At 60.8% G+C, this 15516-nt stretch carries 13 protein-coding genes; 5 read left to right on the forward strand and 8 right to left on the reverse strand.

What is annotated here, in order from left to right; genetic code table 11:
• Nucleotides 1–341: 341 nt before the first annotated feature.
• The gene (locus MJP36_RS10845) at nt 342–647 is read right to left on the reverse strand and encodes a hypothetical protein (RefSeq protein ID WP_060756073.1); all 306 of its coding nucleotides are present in this window, start codon (nt 645–647) and stop codon (nt 342–344) included.
• A gap of 457 nt (nt 648–1104) precedes the next feature.
• Here MJP36_RS10845 and MJP36_RS10850 point away from each other — a divergent pair, with 457 nt between their 5' ends.
• Together MJP36_RS10850 and MJP36_RS10855 are read left to right on the forward strand one after the other, a co-directional pair.
• Nucleotides 1105–1428: an SEL1-like repeat protein gene (locus tag MJP36_RS10850; protein WP_060756072.1), complete on the forward strand. Its 324-nt coding sequence runs from the start codon at nt 1105–1107 to the stop codon at nt 1426–1428.
• A gap of 61 nt (nt 1429–1489) precedes the next feature.
• Nucleotides 1490–2968: a DNA recombination protein RmuC gene (locus tag MJP36_RS10855; protein ID WP_419795349.1), complete on the forward strand. Its 1479-nt coding sequence runs from the start codon at nt 1490–1492 to the stop codon at nt 2966–2968.
• 22 nt (nt 2969–2990) lie between these two features.
• On the opposite strand, the gene MJP36_RS10860 is transcribed toward MJP36_RS10855, so the two are convergent.
• From MJP36_RS10860 to MJP36_RS10870, 3 genes are all read right to left on the reverse strand, one after another.
• Nucleotides 2991–6461: a hybrid sensor histidine kinase/response regulator gene (locus MJP36_RS10860; protein ID WP_244385351.1), complete on the reverse strand. Its 3471-nt coding sequence runs from the start codon at nt 6459–6461 to the stop codon at nt 2991–2993.
• Nucleotides 6462–6534: 73 nt separating this feature from the next.
• Entirely contained in the window at nt 6535–6960 is a 426-nt protein-coding gene (locus MJP36_RS10865) for a YbaN family protein (protein ID WP_174554033.1), read from the reverse strand.
• 11 nt (nt 6961–6971) lie between these two features.
• Complete coding sequence (locus MJP36_RS10870; RefSeq protein ID WP_090369491.1) at nt 6972–7559, reverse strand: UPF0149 family protein; 588 nt, start codon at nt 7557–7559, stop codon at nt 6972–6974.
• Between the two features lie 287 nt (nt 7560–7846).
• On the opposite strand from MJP36_RS10870, the gene recQ reads away from it, so the two are divergent.
• Together recQ and MJP36_RS10880 are read left to right on the forward strand one after the other, a co-directional pair.
• Nucleotides 7847–9973, forward strand: coding sequence for a DNA helicase RecQ (recQ, locus tag MJP36_RS10875; RefSeq protein ID WP_198762148.1), 2127 nt, complete (start codon nt 7847–7849; stop codon nt 9971–9973).
• A gap of 121 nt (nt 9974–10094) precedes the next feature.
• The gene (locus MJP36_RS10880; protein WP_060756066.1) at nt 10095–10529 is read left to right on the forward strand and encodes a MarR family transcriptional regulator; all 435 of its coding nucleotides are present in this window, start codon (nt 10095–10097) and stop codon (nt 10527–10529) included.
• Between the two features lie 212 nt (nt 10530–10741).
• On the opposite strand, the gene MJP36_RS10885 is transcribed toward MJP36_RS10880, so the two are convergent.
• Nucleotides 10742–12931, reverse strand: coding sequence for a patatin-like phospholipase family protein (locus tag MJP36_RS10885; RefSeq protein ID WP_060756065.1), 2190 nt, complete (start codon nt 12929–12931; stop codon nt 10742–10744).
• A gap of 84 nt (nt 12932–13015) precedes the next feature.
• On the opposite strand from MJP36_RS10885, the gene MJP36_RS10890 reads away from it, so the two are divergent.
• Nucleotides 13016–13303, forward strand: coding sequence for an Rdx family protein (locus MJP36_RS10890; protein ID WP_060756064.1), 288 nt, complete (start codon nt 13016–13018; stop codon nt 13301–13303).
• Nucleotides 13304–13350: 47 nt separating this feature from the next.
• Here the strand turns inward: MJP36_RS10890 and MJP36_RS10895 are convergent, their stop codons facing one another.
• From MJP36_RS10895 to MJP36_RS10905, 3 genes are all read right to left on the reverse strand, one after another.
• Nucleotides 13351–13635, reverse strand: coding sequence for a hypothetical protein (locus MJP36_RS10895; protein WP_060756063.1), 285 nt, complete (start codon nt 13633–13635; stop codon nt 13351–13353).
• A 132-nt stretch (nt 13636–13767) separates the two neighbouring features.
• Nucleotides 13768–14652, reverse strand: coding sequence for a DMT family transporter (locus tag MJP36_RS10900; protein ID WP_060756062.1), 885 nt, complete (start codon nt 14650–14652; stop codon nt 13768–13770).
• Nucleotides 14653–14752: 100 nt separating this feature from the next.
• Nucleotides 14753–15502, reverse strand: coding sequence for a helix-turn-helix transcriptional regulator (locus MJP36_RS10905; protein ID WP_104994440.1), 750 nt, complete (start codon nt 15500–15502; stop codon nt 14753–14755).
• Nucleotides 15503–15516 lie beyond the last annotated feature (14 nt).

The raw sequence follows: 15516 nt of genomic DNA on the forward strand, positions 1-15516 counted from the left end.
CAAAGCAGCCAGTTGAAGCGCTGATAAGTTTGGCGCGCTTGGGCTGGCAGGTAGGTACTTAGGAGGGCAGGCGACACAACAAGGGCAAAGGTTCTGGGCCCGGGGTGAAGATCCTGATCAATTTGCAGGTTGGTTCGGTCAGAGTATTGAGACTTGGCGGCACCCTTTGCTTGTTCAAAGGCAGTGTCGTCGCAAGTGATACCTGGAAACCATCGAGGTGGTCGATCCCGTGCTTTTCAGGGGACTTGTTCGACCAGAATTGACTTTCAGCTTGGTACTAACGCTGCGGATAGTAACGGATTGAAACAAGGAAGGGAAGTGTGCTAGCTGAAAAACTTCAATCAGGCACCGAGCAGGCCACGATAGACCAGTACGGTCAGGGATGCGGCCAGCGCGCAGCCGAGGCCGTAAGCCGCCAGTGTCAGGCGTAGGGACTGGCCGGCTTCGATCACCTTCATCACGTCGCGCATGTCGCTGATCCTGCCTTCGCCCAGTTCGATGCACAGGCTGGTCGCGGTAAAGGCGGCCGATAGCAGGATGGCGCCGGCAAACAGCGCGCCGTCGGGTGAAGGCAATACTGCATTGATTCCCAAAGAGGTCGCGCATACCGCCAGCAATAGCACGGCGAATAACAGAATGCCTTTCATGGATGCTTTCACGGTTGCGTTGTCGGTGGGCAGTGTGGCGAGGCGGGACGGATTTGAAAAGTCCCTGGCTCTGCCTTGTCGGTAACATTTTCAGGCGGTGTGGGACCAAAAAGCTCCCTTGATATAACCATTGGAAGGGGACTTGTGCACATTAGTTGCGGAGTGTGTAACCGGTTTGTCAACCGTCCGCAAGGGGCTTCGTTAGCCTGTATTGGAAATTTAAGTCAATGAAAAATCTCGCTTTTTTTTATTGGTGAAAAAATCGTCAGTTTGACTGCGGCCCCCATTCCATGGGCCTTTGGGAGAGTTAAAGAGAGGTTGTCCACTGAGTTATCCACAGCTTCTGTGGATTGTCCCAAGCGCTTGCTCTAGAACGGGCCGGCAGGTTTTTTTCAGCTTTACCTGTACGAAAAAAAGAGTAGAGTGGCGCGCCCTCCGTTCTGTCCCACAGTGCTTTATGAAGTTTCGCTCAGTATCACCCACTGTTACCGATACCCCTCAAACTGTTACCGCACCCAAGCGCTTCTCCTTGAAGGTCGCTTTGTGGCTGCTCGATAGCCCGCGCCTGGGGCAGAGCACCAACATCAAGCACTTCGCTGGGCGCTTGCTCAAGCAGCCGGCCCGTGAAGGCGTGGTGGCCGCACAAAGCCGCCTGGGGCAATTGATGTGCCGTGAATGCGGCAACGCCCGCGACCGCCGCATCGGCCACGACCTGTTGCGCCTGGCGGCTCGCGCCGGTGACCGGCGTGCTCAACGCGAACTGGGTCAAGTCGAAGACTGAGCTGTCTTCCTGCCCTGTGCTTGGTTAACCTTGCTCTATTTCGGTGAAGGCAGAAATGGCTATGGTTTTTGACTGGACCAGTATTGCCTTGGGTCTTGCTGGTGCAGCAGTACCGTTATTGGCGCTGTGCTGGCAGATTCAGCGTCGGCTGACGGCGCGCATGGCCGGCTGGGAATTGCTCGAAGAGCGCTTGGCGAACGCACAATTGGCCCAAGAAGGACTTGCCGCCCAACTGGATGCCAGCCGTGATGAGATCAGTGACCTGAGCCAGGCGAATGCCGCCAAGCAAGCCGAGCTCGCCGCCGTGCGCCGCGAAGTCGAGCTATTGCAGATCGACCGTGATAACGCCCGCGACGCCGCTCATGCCTGGAACCTCGACCGCAATGCCAAGGACACCGAACTGCGCCGTCTCGACGCACTTTCGGCGGCGCTGCGTGCCGAGCTGCGTGAGCAACAGGACAGCCATCAACAACGCCTCGCGGATCTGCAAGGTTCGCGCGATGAACTGCGCGCGCAATTCGCTGAACTTGCCGGCAAGATTTTCGACGAGCGTGAACAGCGCTTTGCCGAAACCAGCCAGGAGCGCCTTGGCCAATTGCTTGACCCACTCAAGGAGCGTATCCAATCCTTTGAAAAGCGCGTGGAAGAAAGCTACCAGAACGAAGCCCGCGAACGCTTTTCCCTGGCTAAAGAGCTGGAGCGCCTGCAGCAACTGAACCTGCGCCTGTCGGATGAAGCCACCAACCTGACCCGTGCGCTCAAGGGCCAGAAAACCCAGGGCAATTGGGGCGAACTGATCCTGGAGCGCGTGCTGGAACATGCAGGGCTGGAAAAGGGCCGCGAATACCAGACCCAGGTCAGCCTCAAAGGCCCGGATGGCGAGCGTTTCCAGCCGGACGTGCTGATCATGTTGCCTGGCGACAAACAGGTGGTGGTGGATTCCAAGGTCAGCCTGACCGCCTATCAACAGTATGTGGCGGCAGATGACGAGGTGATCCGCCAAGCGGCGTTGAAGCAGCATGTACTGTCCTTGCGCAATCACGTAAAAGGCTTGGCCGACAAGGACTACAAGCGCCTGGAAGGCTTGCACAGCCTGGATTTCGTGTTGCTGTTCGTGCCCATCGAGGCGGCATTTTCCGCCGCATTGCAGGCCGAACCGAACCTGTTCCAGGAGGCCTTCGACCGTCATATCGTAATTGTCAGCCCCACGACGCTCTTGGCCACCTTGCGTGTGATCGACAGCCTCTGGAAGCAGGAGCGCCAAAGCCAGAACGCGCGGGAGATTGCCGAGCGTGCCGGTTGGCTCTACGACAAGTTCGTGCTGTTTATCCAGGACCTGGATGAAGTGGGCAACCGTCTGCAACAGTTGGATAAAGCTTACAGTGCGGCACGAAACAAGCTGACGGATGGACGAGGAAATCTGGTCAGCCGTACCGAGCAATTAAAACTGCTCGGTGCGCGTGCGAGTAAAAGCCTGCCGGCGGATTTGCTCGAGAGGGCGATGACTGATGCCGATGGTGTGGTGCATTTACCTGAGTAAGCGCACGGCCTCTGCCGCCTGATTACAGCGGCAGATGCCGGCTCAGCAGCGCCCGCAATGCCGCCGGCTTGACCGGCTTGGCCAGGTAATCCAAGCCTGCCGCATGCACCTCGGCCACCGTTTCTGGCCGCCCGTCGGCGCTGATCACGACTCCGGGGATGGGCTCTGCCATTTGTGCGCGCAGCCATCTCATCAGTTCGGTACCGGTTTCGCCGCGGTCCAGGTGGTAATCCACCAGCGCCAGTTGCGGACGTACACCGTCCGCCAGAAGGGCCGCGCATTGCGCCTGGTCGGTGGCCGTCCACACTTCGCAACCCCATCGGGTCAGCAGGCTGCGCATGCCGATCAGGATGCTTTCTTCGTTGTCCACACACAGGACCTGCGCGCCGCTTAACGGTTGCCCATTGTCTTGCGTGGCCTTGAGCTGCGGGCTGGCCTGGTTGCGCGCCAAGGGCACGCGCACGCTGAATACACTGCCCTTGCCCGGCCACGAACGCACACTCAGGGTATGGCCCAGCACACGGCACAAGCCATCGGCAATCGCCAGGCCCAGGCCCAGCCCCTTTTCGGCACGTGTCTGATGGCTGTCGAGGCGCTTGAACTCTTCGAAGATCACCTTTTGCTTGTCCTGTGGAATGCCGGGGCCGCGGTCCCAGACTTCCAGGCACAGCTCGCCTTGGCGTCTGCGTACGCCCAGCAGCACTGGGCCGTCGGCGTAGCGGAACGCGTTGGTGAGAAAATTCTGCAGAATCCGCCGTAGCAGCTTGATGTCGCTGTCGACCCGCAACCGGCTGCCGCGCAGCCGGAAACGCAGGCCTTGCTCCTGGGCCAGCGCCTTGAATTCAGCGCCCAGGGTGTCGAACAGTTCGTTGAGGACAAAGGGCTGGCGCTGCGGATTGATCTTGCCGTTTTCCAGGCGTGAGATATCCAGCAGGTCGCTTATCAAGTCCTCGGCGGAACGTAGCGAGCTGTCCAGGTGTTGCACCAATTGCCGGGCTTCGGTGGACAGGCCGTCGTGCTGGTGGGAGAGGGCGGCGGAGAACAGTCGTGCCGCGTTCAGCGGCTGCATCAGGTCATGGCTCACCGCAGCCAGGAAGCGGGTCTTCGACTGGCTGGCGGATTCCGCCACACCCTTGGCATCCGTAAGCGCGACATTGAGCTGCGATAGCTCATGGGTGCGCTCGGTCACCCGTTGCTCCAGGCCCTCGTTGGCTTCGGTCAAGGCTTGTTCGGCTTCGCGGAATGCAGTGATGTCGGTGAAGCTCATGACAAACCCACCGCCGGGCATCGGGTTGCCGATCAGCTCGATCACCCGACCATTGGGGAACAGGCGTTCGGACGTATGCGCACGGCCCTGGCGCATCCAGTGCAGGCGTCGCGCCACATGCACTTCCGCTTCGCCGGGGCCGCACAGGCCACGTTCGGCGTTGTAGCGAATGATGTCGGCAATGGGCCGGCCGACGCTGATCAAGCCCTCGGGGTAGTTGAACAGCTCCAGGTAACGGCGGTTCCAGGCCACCAGCTTCAGCGACTGGTCGACCACGCTGATGCCCTGGGTGATATTTTCAATCGCGCCTTGCAGCAATGCCCGGTTGAATTGCAAGACCTCGGAGGCTTCGTCAGCGATGCGTACGACGTCTTCCAGCTGCATTTCGCGGCCTTCAATTGCAGCCTTTACTACGGCGCGCGTCGAAGAGGCGCCGAGCACACCCGCCAACAGGCGTTCGGTATGAGCGATCCAGTCATTGTCGGCGTTCTGGTTAGGGTTGAAGCCTTTGCCCTGGCGATAGGCGAAGCGAATAAAACTTTGCTGGGCGCGTTCTTCACCGACAAAGCGCGCAGCGAGGCTAAGCAGGTCGCTGATTTGCACCGACAACATGGAGCGAGCGCTGGCGCGCTGGTGGATTTCCTGGCCAACAAATCGCCCGGCCTGCCAATGCTCGGAAACCCGTGTACGCGACAGCATCGAGACCCATACGAACAGCGTGAAGTTACCTGCCAGGGAAAACACGGTGCCCAGGGTCAGCGACGTGACGGACAGGCCGAGCGGGTGGGAATGCATCCACGTCAGCCCTGGGAAAAGGCTGAGAGACCACCCCAGGCTCTTCGCGGTAACCGGTAGGACCAAGGTGTAAAACCACAGGAAAGTGCCCGCTGCCAACCCGGCAAACACGCCCCGACGGTTGGCCTGCTTCCAGTACAGCGCGCCGAGCATCGCCGGGGCCAGTTGGGTGACGGCCGCAAAAGCGATCTGGCCGATGGTGGCCAGGCTCGCGGTGGAGCCGAGCAGGCGATAACTCACATAGGCCAGCAACAGGATGAGCACAATACTGACCCGACGTACCGACAGCATCCAATGACGGAACACTTCGAATGGCCGTTCGGCGCTGGAGCGTCGCAGCAGCCATGGCAGCAGCATGTCGTTGGAGACCATGGTCGACAAGGCGATGCTGGCGACGATCACCATGCCGGTGGCGGCCGATGCACCGCCGATAAACGCCAGTACCGCGAGGGCCGGATGGGCTTCGGCCATGGGCAGGCTGATCACGTAGGAGTCTGGCAATACCGAGCCGGGCAACAGCATTTTGCCGCCCAGGGCGATGGGAATCACGAACAGTGCGGCGAGGATCAAGTAAGCCGGAAACACCCACTTGGCCAGGCGCAGATCCTGGGGGTCGATGTTCTCCACTACCGTGACATGGAACTGCCGGGGCAGGCAGATAATCGCCATCATGGCTACGCCGGTCTGCACCACCATCGACGGCCAGTTGATCGTCTCTTTCCAGTACTCCTCCAGGCGTGGGGCGAGTACCGCCTGGGTGAACAGGTCGCCGAAACCGTCGTACAGGCCGTAGGTTACAAACGCGCCAACCGCGAGAAACGCGAACAGCTTGACCAGGGATTCAAAGGCAATCGCCAGCACCATGCCACGGTGGTGCTCGGTGGCATCGAGGTTGCGCGTACCAAACACAATGGTAAACAGCGCCAGCACCAGCGATACGACCAAGGCCGTGTCCTGGGCGCGAGTGCCCGTGGTGTCAGGGCCGGAACCGATCAACAGGTTCACGCCCAGCACAATGCCTTTGAGCTGCAGGGCGATATAGGGCAGTACCCCGACCAGGCAAATCAGTGCGACAACCACGGCCAGGGATTGGGACTTGCCGTAGCGCGCGGCGATAAAGTCGGCAATGGAGGTGATGTTTTCCTGCTTGCTGATCAGAATCATCTTCTGCAGCACCCAGGGTGCCAGCACCAGCAATAGCACTGGCCCCAGATAAATCGGTAAAAACGCCCACAATTGTTCGGCGGCCTGGCCTACGGCGCCGAAGAAGGTCCAGCTGGTGCAGTAAACGGCCAGCGACAGGCTGTACACCCAGGCACGCATGCGCGGCGGCAAAGGCGCGTGGCGGCGATCCCCGTAAAAAGCGATGGCAAACATAATGGCCATATAGGCCAGGGCAACGGCGGCGATCAGCCCGCTGGACAGCGTCATGGTAACTCCGAAACTGAGAACACCCGGGCATTCCAGGCCCGGCTGGACAGTCTCGCATGATGTTTGGGGTTAGTCAGTGTCGACCAAGGTCTGAGCGCGACTTGGTGTCGCGGGGTGGCAGGGTCTTCTGGCGCAGAATATAGATCGTTACCAGCACCGCGCTGGTCAGCATGAATCCACGTGCCCAAGGCAAAGGGACGAGGTAGCAGGAAAAACCGATGCTCAGCCACATCAAGCCGATGGCATAGACCTTGCCCTTGAGCGGGATGCCATTGCCGTCGAGGTAGTCACGAATCCATGGGCCCAGGCGTGGGTGTTCCACCAGCCACTGATAGAAACGCGGGGAGCTTCGGGCGAAGCAGGCGGCGGCGAGGAGCAGGAAGGGGGTGGTCGGCAACACCGGCAGGAAGATACCGATCACTCCCAGCGCTACGCTGAGCCAGCCGATGGCCAGCAGTGCATAGCGCAGGAGCAGCGAGCGATTGCCCATGGGGGGCATGGGCAAACGACTCAGTGGTGACGTGGCTTGAGGATCGCCGGTTTCTCGTCAGGCGCGTTGCACAGCAGGTACAGGGCGGTCAGGGCTTCCGGGATCTGTACGATCATGTCGTCCATCAGGTTGGCGTCGGCGGCGATATCGGAAAACTCGGCTTCTTCTTCAAACAGCCCGGAACCGACCATGATCGGCAGCAGCATTTCGCTGACTTCTTCCTCGGCGGTCTCGAACCATGCGGCTTCGCGCAGGAACACGCCTTCCATGAACCCGATGCACCAGCCGCGCAGGTCGGAGTCATCCGGCTCATCGCCCAGGTCCAGGTCGCATGGCAGCTCGAACTCTTCGTCGGAGGCCAGTTGGCGGCTGATGTGGGCCTTGAGGGCGATCAGCGTGGATTCGATTTCCTCGCGTTGGGCGGCATCCTTGTAGTGCGGCTCTTCGGCGAACAGCGCGTCGATCCATTCACGGTCAGGCACGACATCGGCGCAGATCGACAGGGCGGTCAGGTAACCGTGGGCGGCCACGTAGTCCAGCGCCTCGTCATGCAGCTCATCGGCGTCGAGGAAGGCTTGCAGGCGGGTTAGTTGCTCAGCGAAGGACATTGAAGGACTACCTTGGGAATAAACGATGCTGAATTCTAGGCCTTCTTGAGCGCCCAGGCCAGCCGCAACGCCACATTTACCGGGTTTGGCTGCCGGGGTAGAGCGACGGGACTATTCGTCAGACGCCCCCTTTGCCGGATAACGCTCGGGTATACTGCCGCGTTTTGTGATGCCCCGCAGGCCAAGCGCCCCTCCGAGAAAACTTCGCTTACGGATTATTTTCCGTGAAATCGTCTTTTCTCGGCCAGCCTGTACAGAGGGATTTCGGCACTATTTTGGAGTTTTACATGCTCGAGCAGGCTCAACGCGTCCTCAAGGACATCTTCGGCTACGAAAGTTTTCGTGGCCGCCAGGGTGCGATCATTGAGCGCGTGGCCAGTGGCGGCGACGCCCTGGTGTTGATGCCTACCGGTGGCGGCAAATCATTGTGCTTCCAGGTGCCGGCCTTGTTGCGCAACGGCCTGGCGGTGGTGGTGTCGCCGTTGATCGCCTTGATGGATGACCAGGTCGCCACGCTCGAAGAACTCGGCGTCGCCGCCGCGTCCTTGAACTCCACCCTCAGCGCCGAACAGCAGCGCGACCTGGCGGCTCGTATCCGGCGTGGCGAAGTGAAGATGCTCTACCTGGCTCCCGAGCGGCTGGTGCAGCCGCGCATGCTGGCCTTCCTGCAGAGCCTGGAAATTGCCCTGTTCGCCATCGATGAAGCTCACTGCGTGTCGCAGTGGGGTCATGATTTTCGCCGCGAATATTTGCAGTTGGGCCAATTGGCCGAGCTGTTCCCCGACGTGCCGCGTATCGCCCTGACCGCCACCGCCGACAAACGTACCCGCGAAGAAATCGTCGAGCGTCTGCACCTGCAGAACGCCGAGCGTTTCCTGTCGAGTTTCGATCGGCCGAATATTTTCTACCGCATCGTGCCCAAGGAGCAGCCGCGCAAGCAACTGCTTGCATTCCTGTCCGAGCGGCGCAGCGATGCGGGCATTGTCTACTGCCTGTCGCGCAAAAAAGTCGATGAGGTGGCGGCGTTCCTGTGTGAGCAAGGCTACCCGGCGCTGCCGTACCACGCCGGCCTGCCCAACGATTTGCGGGCCTACCACCAGAAGCGCTTCCTCAACGAGGAAGGCCTGATCATGGTGGCAACCATCGCGTTCGGCATGGGCATCGACAAATCCAACGTGCGCTTCGTGGCTCATATGGACCTGCCCAAATCCCTCGAGGCGTATTACCAGGAAACCGGTCGTGCCGGCCGTGATGGCCTGCCGGCGGATGCCTGGATGGCCTACGGTCTGCAAGATGTGGTGATGCTCAAGCAGATGCTGCAGAACTCCGAAGGCGATGAGCGCCACAAGCGCCTGGAGCAGCACAAGCTCGACGCCATGCTGTCGCTGTGTGAAGAGACCCGCTGCCGCCGCCAGACGCTGCTCGCCTATTTCGACGAAGACATGCCGCAGCCGTGCGGCCATTGCGACAATTGCGTGGATGGGGTGCAGACCTGGGATGCCACCGAGCCGGCGCGTCAGGCCCTGTCCGCCATCTACCGTACCGGCCAGCGTTATGGCGTGGGTCATCTGGTGGATGTATTGCTGGGCAAGGACAACGAAAAGATACGTAGCTTCGGGCACGAGAAACTCTCGGTCTACGGTGTCGGCAAGGCCCGCGCCGAAGGCGAGTGGCGTTCGTTGTTTCGTCAGATGGTTGCGCGTGGGCTGGTGGATATCGACATTGAAGGTTTCGGCGGCCTGCGTTTGAACGACAGCTGCCGGCCGTTGCTCAAGGGCGAAGTGAGCCTTGAGCTGCGCCGCGACCTCAAGCCGCAGGCCACTGCCAAGAGCAGTACCAGCCAGGCCAGCCAACTGGTGCGTGGCGAGGAGCGCGAGCAATGGGAAGCCTTGCGCACCCTGCGCCGCAAACTGGCGCAGGAACACAGCGTGCCGCCTTATGTCATTTTCCCCGACTCCACGTTGCTGGAAATGCTGCGTGAGCAACCCACCACCCTGGCCGAAATGGCGAGGGTCAGCGGCGTCGGTGCGCGCAAGCTGGAGCGTTATGGCCAGGCTTTCCTGGAAGTGCTCGGTGGCGAGGCCGAAGCACCGAAGGAAGTCACCGATATTCGCCATGAGCTGATCAGCCTGGCTCGTGCCGGGATGACCCCGATTCAGATCGCCGGGCAGTTGCAGTGTTCGGAAAAGAACGTCTATACCTTGCTCGCCGAGTCCATCGGCAAGCAGCAATTGTCGTTGGAGCAGGCCCTTGATTTGCCGGAAGATTTACTCGGTGAAATCCAGGATGCGTTCCTGGACGGTGAAGGCGAGTTGCCATCGGTTGCTGAAATTGCGCCGCTGTTTATCGGGCGTGTACCGGAGGGTGTTCTGTACTGTGTGCGTGCCGCTTTGCAGTCTGAATTCGAGATTTAGTGTGCCAATTGCGACAATGTAACGAATCAGTACATAGCGAGGCTTGCCTACTGGCATGGCTCATGCTTAGCTGACTAATAATTAGCCACACTTTATTTTCAGTCTAAATCATGAGTTTTTTATGCCGTTAACCGATCAACACCGTTTTGGCATGCAGTTGGCGCAAATGTCCCGAGGTTGGCGCGCCGAACTGGACCGTCGCCTGGCGGGGCTGGGCTTGTCCCAGGCGCGTTGGCTGGTGCTGTTGCACCTGGCCCGTTTTGAAGAAGCTCCCACCCAGCGTGAGCTGGCACAAAGCGTCGGGGTAGAAGGGCCGACCCTGGCGCGCCTGCTCGACAGCCTGGAAAGCCAGGGCCTGGTCCAGCGCCAAGCGGTGCTGGAAGACCGCCGCGCCAAGCGCATCTTGTTGTGCGATAGCGCCCGGCCGCTGATCGATCAGATCGAAACCATCGCCACGGCCTTGCGCCATGAACTGTTTGTGGGCGTGGATGAAGAGGACATGCGCGTGTGCATGCGTGTACATGGGCACATCCTGGCGAACCTGGAAAAGTCCTGACCCGGCTGTAGTGAGCGGGCTTGCTCTATGCCAGTCAGTTAAGCGATAGAACGGACGATGAATAACTTGTGGGAGGGGGCTTGCTCCCGATGAGGGTGTGCCAGTCAGCAGTTTATCGACTGACCCACCGCTATCGGGAGCAAGCCCCCTCCCACAGTGACAGCGTTAAGCCTTAACTGACTGGCATTAGGGCAAGCCCGCTCACTACCAAGCTAGAAGGTCTGCCCCAGGTTCAGGTACACCGCCTGCTGCTTGTCATCATTGAACCCATAGCTGAAATTCAGGGGCCCCAGCGGTGTATCAAACCCGAGGAAAACGCTCGCGGCGTTGATGTACCCGCTGTCGAACTGGTTGTCGTTGTTCCACGCCCGCCCGCGTTCCACTGACGCGCCGAGGTACAGCGGGAAGTCCAGCGGCAGGTACGAACGCGGCGTCAGGCGGCGGAAGTACACTGCCCGCATCAGGGCGATGTTCTGGCCCGAGATAGCATCCTCGCGAAAGCCCGACAGTTGTCGTGCGCCACCGAGCAGGAAGCTGGAAATCACTACATCGGATTTATCCAGGGTGCGTCCATAACGCCCGCCCAGTATCAGCGTGTCCGGGCCGTGGCTCATGGCTTTGTCCAGCTTGAATTCCCATTGGCGGTAGCGTTGGTCCGAACCCAGGCCGGGCTCGAATTCGCGGATGGCCAGGCCGATGTCTTCGCCGGAGTGGGGGAAGTACACGTTATCCAGGGAGTCGAACGAGTACTTCAGTTCATAGAAGCCTTCGCTGAAACTGACGCTCGGCAGGTCCCGGTCACCGATGCGCACGTCCGCCTTGCCCCAAGCTTCCCCGACGCCGAAGCGGATCTCGCCGCTGTTGCCGATCTGCCGCCCTACGTTCAGGCCGAAACCGTAACGCTCCAGGCGATATTCGGAGATGGGGTCGTTGTCCAGAATCAGTTCAACGTTCTGCGCCTGGGCCCTGACATAAGGCGCGATGAAATAGCGTGAGCCGGTGTCCATTGGCTGGTAGAACTCGCTGTACAACTCTTGGCGATCGCCGATCTGTACCCGTGTCAGCCATTCGGCGCCAAGCCGGTTGATGCCATTCATGCGGTAGCTGGCGCCGAGGTTGAAGGCACTGTCACCGCGTAGGTCATCCGACAGGTTCAAGCCCAGGCGCAAGTAGTCGGTGCCGCTGCGCTTGCCCCGTGCGCTGATCACCAGGGTGTTGTCGTGACCTTTCTTGACCACGCGGTATTGCACCTGCTCGAAGTAGTCCAGGCCGTACAAAGTGCCCATGTCCGCTTGCAGGCGACCCAGGTTCAGCGGTTCACCCAAGGCTTGGCGGATGTAGTAGCGAATCACGTCATCGCTGATTTTCGAGTCGTTCTCCACTTGGATCGCGGTGATGATCGGCGTGCGTTCGCCCGGTGTGCGGGCACTCACCAGTTGCGGGTCCACGGGGGCTGCGGGGCGCAGGTGGGCCAGACGGACGTCGAGGGCACGAGTGGCGCGGTAGCCGGCATCGATCATGTCCCTGGCGCGACCGAAATCCGTCACCCCGTAGGCCGCCAGCGGCGGCTGGATCAGTACATCCTTGGGATGCAGGGCCTTGAGTTGCTCTTCGGAGTTTCGCCGAGTCATCAGGGTGATGGATTGGTTGAGTACATCTACCACCGTCGCCAGTTGCTTGCGTGAGCGTAGCGGGGTGCCAATGTCCACCACGATGGCAATGTCGACGCCCATTTCTCGCGCCACATCCAGCGGGATGTTGTCGGTCATGCCGCCGTCCACCAGCAGCCGGCCGTCCAGTTCCACGGGGGCGAACACCGCAGGGATCGACATGCTGGCGCGTATCACCTGAGGCAGGTGGCCTTTGTTGAACACCACTTTCTCGCCGGTGGTGATGTCGGTGGCCACGGCACGGAAAGGAATGGGCAGTTTGTCGAAATTGCGGATGTTGCTGGTGTGGGCAAACATGCTTTCCAGCAACAACGCCAGGTTCTGGCCCTGGATCACGCCCAGTGGCAGGCCAAGGCTGCCGTCGTCGCGAAAACTGAGCTTCTGCTTGACCAGGAAGTCGCGATCATCCTGTTTGCGGCGAAACGGCACATCTTCCCGTGGGGGTGCATCGGACAGTGCCTGTTGCCAATCGATATCGAGCGCGAGTTTTTCCAGCTCATCGATTTTATAGCCTGATGCGTAAAGCCCACCAATCACTGCGCCCATGCTGGTGCCGGCAATCGCATCGATCTGGATACCCTGCTCCTCCAGTGCCTTGAGCACGCCGATATGCGCCAGACCACGGGCGGCACCGCCGGACAACACCAGGCCGATCTTGGGGCGGGGCGTCTCAACGGCGTTGGCGAGGAGGGGGAGCAGACATAGAAACAGACAAGACAGCAGGCGGCGCATCATGAATCTCAAGGCTGGGCGATAAAGGTCGGTATTATAGCCACTCGATCTTCCGAGCCCGTTACGTCAGGAACCTCTCAAATTATGTCTGCAAGCAAACCCGAGATCGTCATCACCTATTGCACCCAGTGTCAGTGGCTGTTGCGCGCGGCATGGCTGGCCCAGGAGTTGTTGAGCACCTTTGCCGACGACCTGGGGCGTGTAGTACTGGAGCCGGCCACCGGCGGCGTTTTTCGCATCACCTGTGAGGGCGTGCAGATCTGGGAGCGCAAGGTGGATGGGGGCTTCCCGGAGGCCAAGGTACTCAAGCAGCGCGTACGCGACCAGATCGACCCACAACGCGACCTGGGCCATAACGATCGGGCATCCTGAATACCGAGGTCACCGCCACCTACGAACGGTGACCCCGCGTGGCGCTGCTATTTGGCAGCCATTTTGTTCTTGATGAAACCGATGATAAACGTCAGCACCAGGCCGCCGAAGCCACTCCCGACGATGTTGCTGCCGAGCGCCGCAACGTTCAGTGCGTCGCCTGCCGGTGCGCCAAGCAGCCAGGAGAGCAACTGGCCGAGTACCAGCCCGCCCAAGCCGCCAACCATTGAGTTGAGCCCGGTACTGCCGAGGCTCTGGTGGGTCATGCCGGCCAGGTTGCCGCCGATGGCACCGCTGATGATCTGAACCAATAAACTGATGAACATTTCCATGGTGAAACCCCTGCATCGCGTAAAGGGAGTGACCACTCGCGTGCAGCAACTTCAGAAACGGCCATGGCTGTCGTCGAGGTGTCTTTTATCCGTTGAACGACTACCGACTGTTGCGGATGTTTGAAGTATAGATCAGGCCGTAGCCGCGGGCTGCTTGGCCTGGCTGGCGCTGCCCATCAAGCCGGAGAGCACGATGGCGGCGATGATCAGCGCACCGCCCAGCAGCATGCGCAGCGTTGGGGTCTCGGCAAACAGCAACCAGGCCACGGTGATGCCGTAGACCGGCTCCATGGCGAATACCACCGAGGCGGTGCGCGCCTTGATGACGGCGAGGCTGGCGACGAACAGGCTGTGGGCCAGGCCGGTACAGAACACGCCCAGCAGTCCGATCCAGAGCCAGTCGATGGCTCGCACATCCGCCAGCCCTGGCGCGGCCACGGGCAACAGGCAGGCGGCTACCACCATGTTTTGGCACAGCGCCGCCTGTACCGCAGGAATCCGCCCGGAACTGGCGCGGTTGTTCAGTGACAACAGGGAAAACAGCAGGCCGGAGGCGATGCCCCACAGCAACCCGCCCGTGGCTTCGCTGGCGAGGTTGAAGTCCGGCGTCACCAGCACCAGGCCAACGCTGACCAGCGCGACCAGCAGCCATTCACTGGGGCGAATGCGCTCGCGGAAGATCAACCCTTCGAGGATCACTGTAAACGCCGGGAATGCGGTAAACCCCAAGGTCGCCACGGCGACCCCCGCCACCTTGACCGCCATGAAAAAGGTCACCCAATGCGCCGCCAGCAGCACGCCGCTGACCAGCAAGCGACGCCAGTCGCGCAGCTCCAGGCTTTTCCAGGCCGTGTTGCTGGCAAGCCGCGCGAAGAGGGCCAGGGCGATCACGGCAAACACGGCACGGCCAAACACGATGATGGCCGGCGAGGCGGCCGCCAGTTTGCCGAAAACACCGGTGAGGCCAAACATCAATGCGCCAATATGCAGGGCGCCGAGGGCTGAGCGGGGAGTCATTGCGATCCTTTGAACCGACGGGTAACAGAAACGCAGTCTAGAGGGTTGCCGAGGGGGGCGTCTGTCGTGCGGCTCGCGATTTTTATCGCAAGGCTCTTCCCTAGGATGAGCGACGCAACCTGCCGGGCGATGCGCCGAACTCCCGCAGCATCGCGGCGGCAAACGCACTTTGTGAGCTGTAGCCGACGCAATCAGCGATTTCTCCGATAGGCAGCACGGTCTCGCGCAGCAGCTTCAACGCCTTCTGCAGGCGGCGGGTGCGAATGTAGTCCATCGGCGTCTGCCCGCATTCGGCCATGAAGCGCGCATGCAGGCGCGCCACCGACAGCTCGGCAATTCGCGCAAGGTCCGCCACTTGCAGGGGATGCGCGACGTGCCGCTCGATATGCGCATTGAACGCTGCATACGGCAGGCGTCGGCCAGGCAAGGGCTGGGCCTGCGGATGATTGAGGCTGGCGAGCAGCAACACGGCGCCTTGCTGGACAATCAACGGGTCTTCCACCGGGCTGTGGGCCAGCCATTGCACCAACTGGTTTTGCCGGGCATCCAGCGCCAGGCGCGTCGGCTGATCCAGCAGGCGGCGGCTGGCATCGGCGTGTTCGCCCAGAGATTGCAGCAGCCAGTGCTCAGTCGGCACATCCAGCACCAGGCAGCGGCTGCCGTCGCGACTGCCGCAGGCATGATGGGCGTTGAAGGGCAGCACCATCACGCTGCTTTCGTGCACCTGGCTGCCACGGCCATCCACCTCCAGGTCCAAATGCCCGGACAGGCCGAACACCAATTGCGCATGGTCATGGCTGTGGGCGAGGGGGGCTTCGACGTAGTGGCGCAGCGTGAGGGACGGTCTCATCGCGGTCTCCAGAG

The sequence above is a fragment of the Pseudomonas palleroniana genome (assembly GCF_022836895.1).
Classification (GTDB): Bacteria; Pseudomonadota; Gammaproteobacteria; order Pseudomonadales; family Pseudomonadaceae; genus Aquipseudomonas; species Aquipseudomonas palleroniana.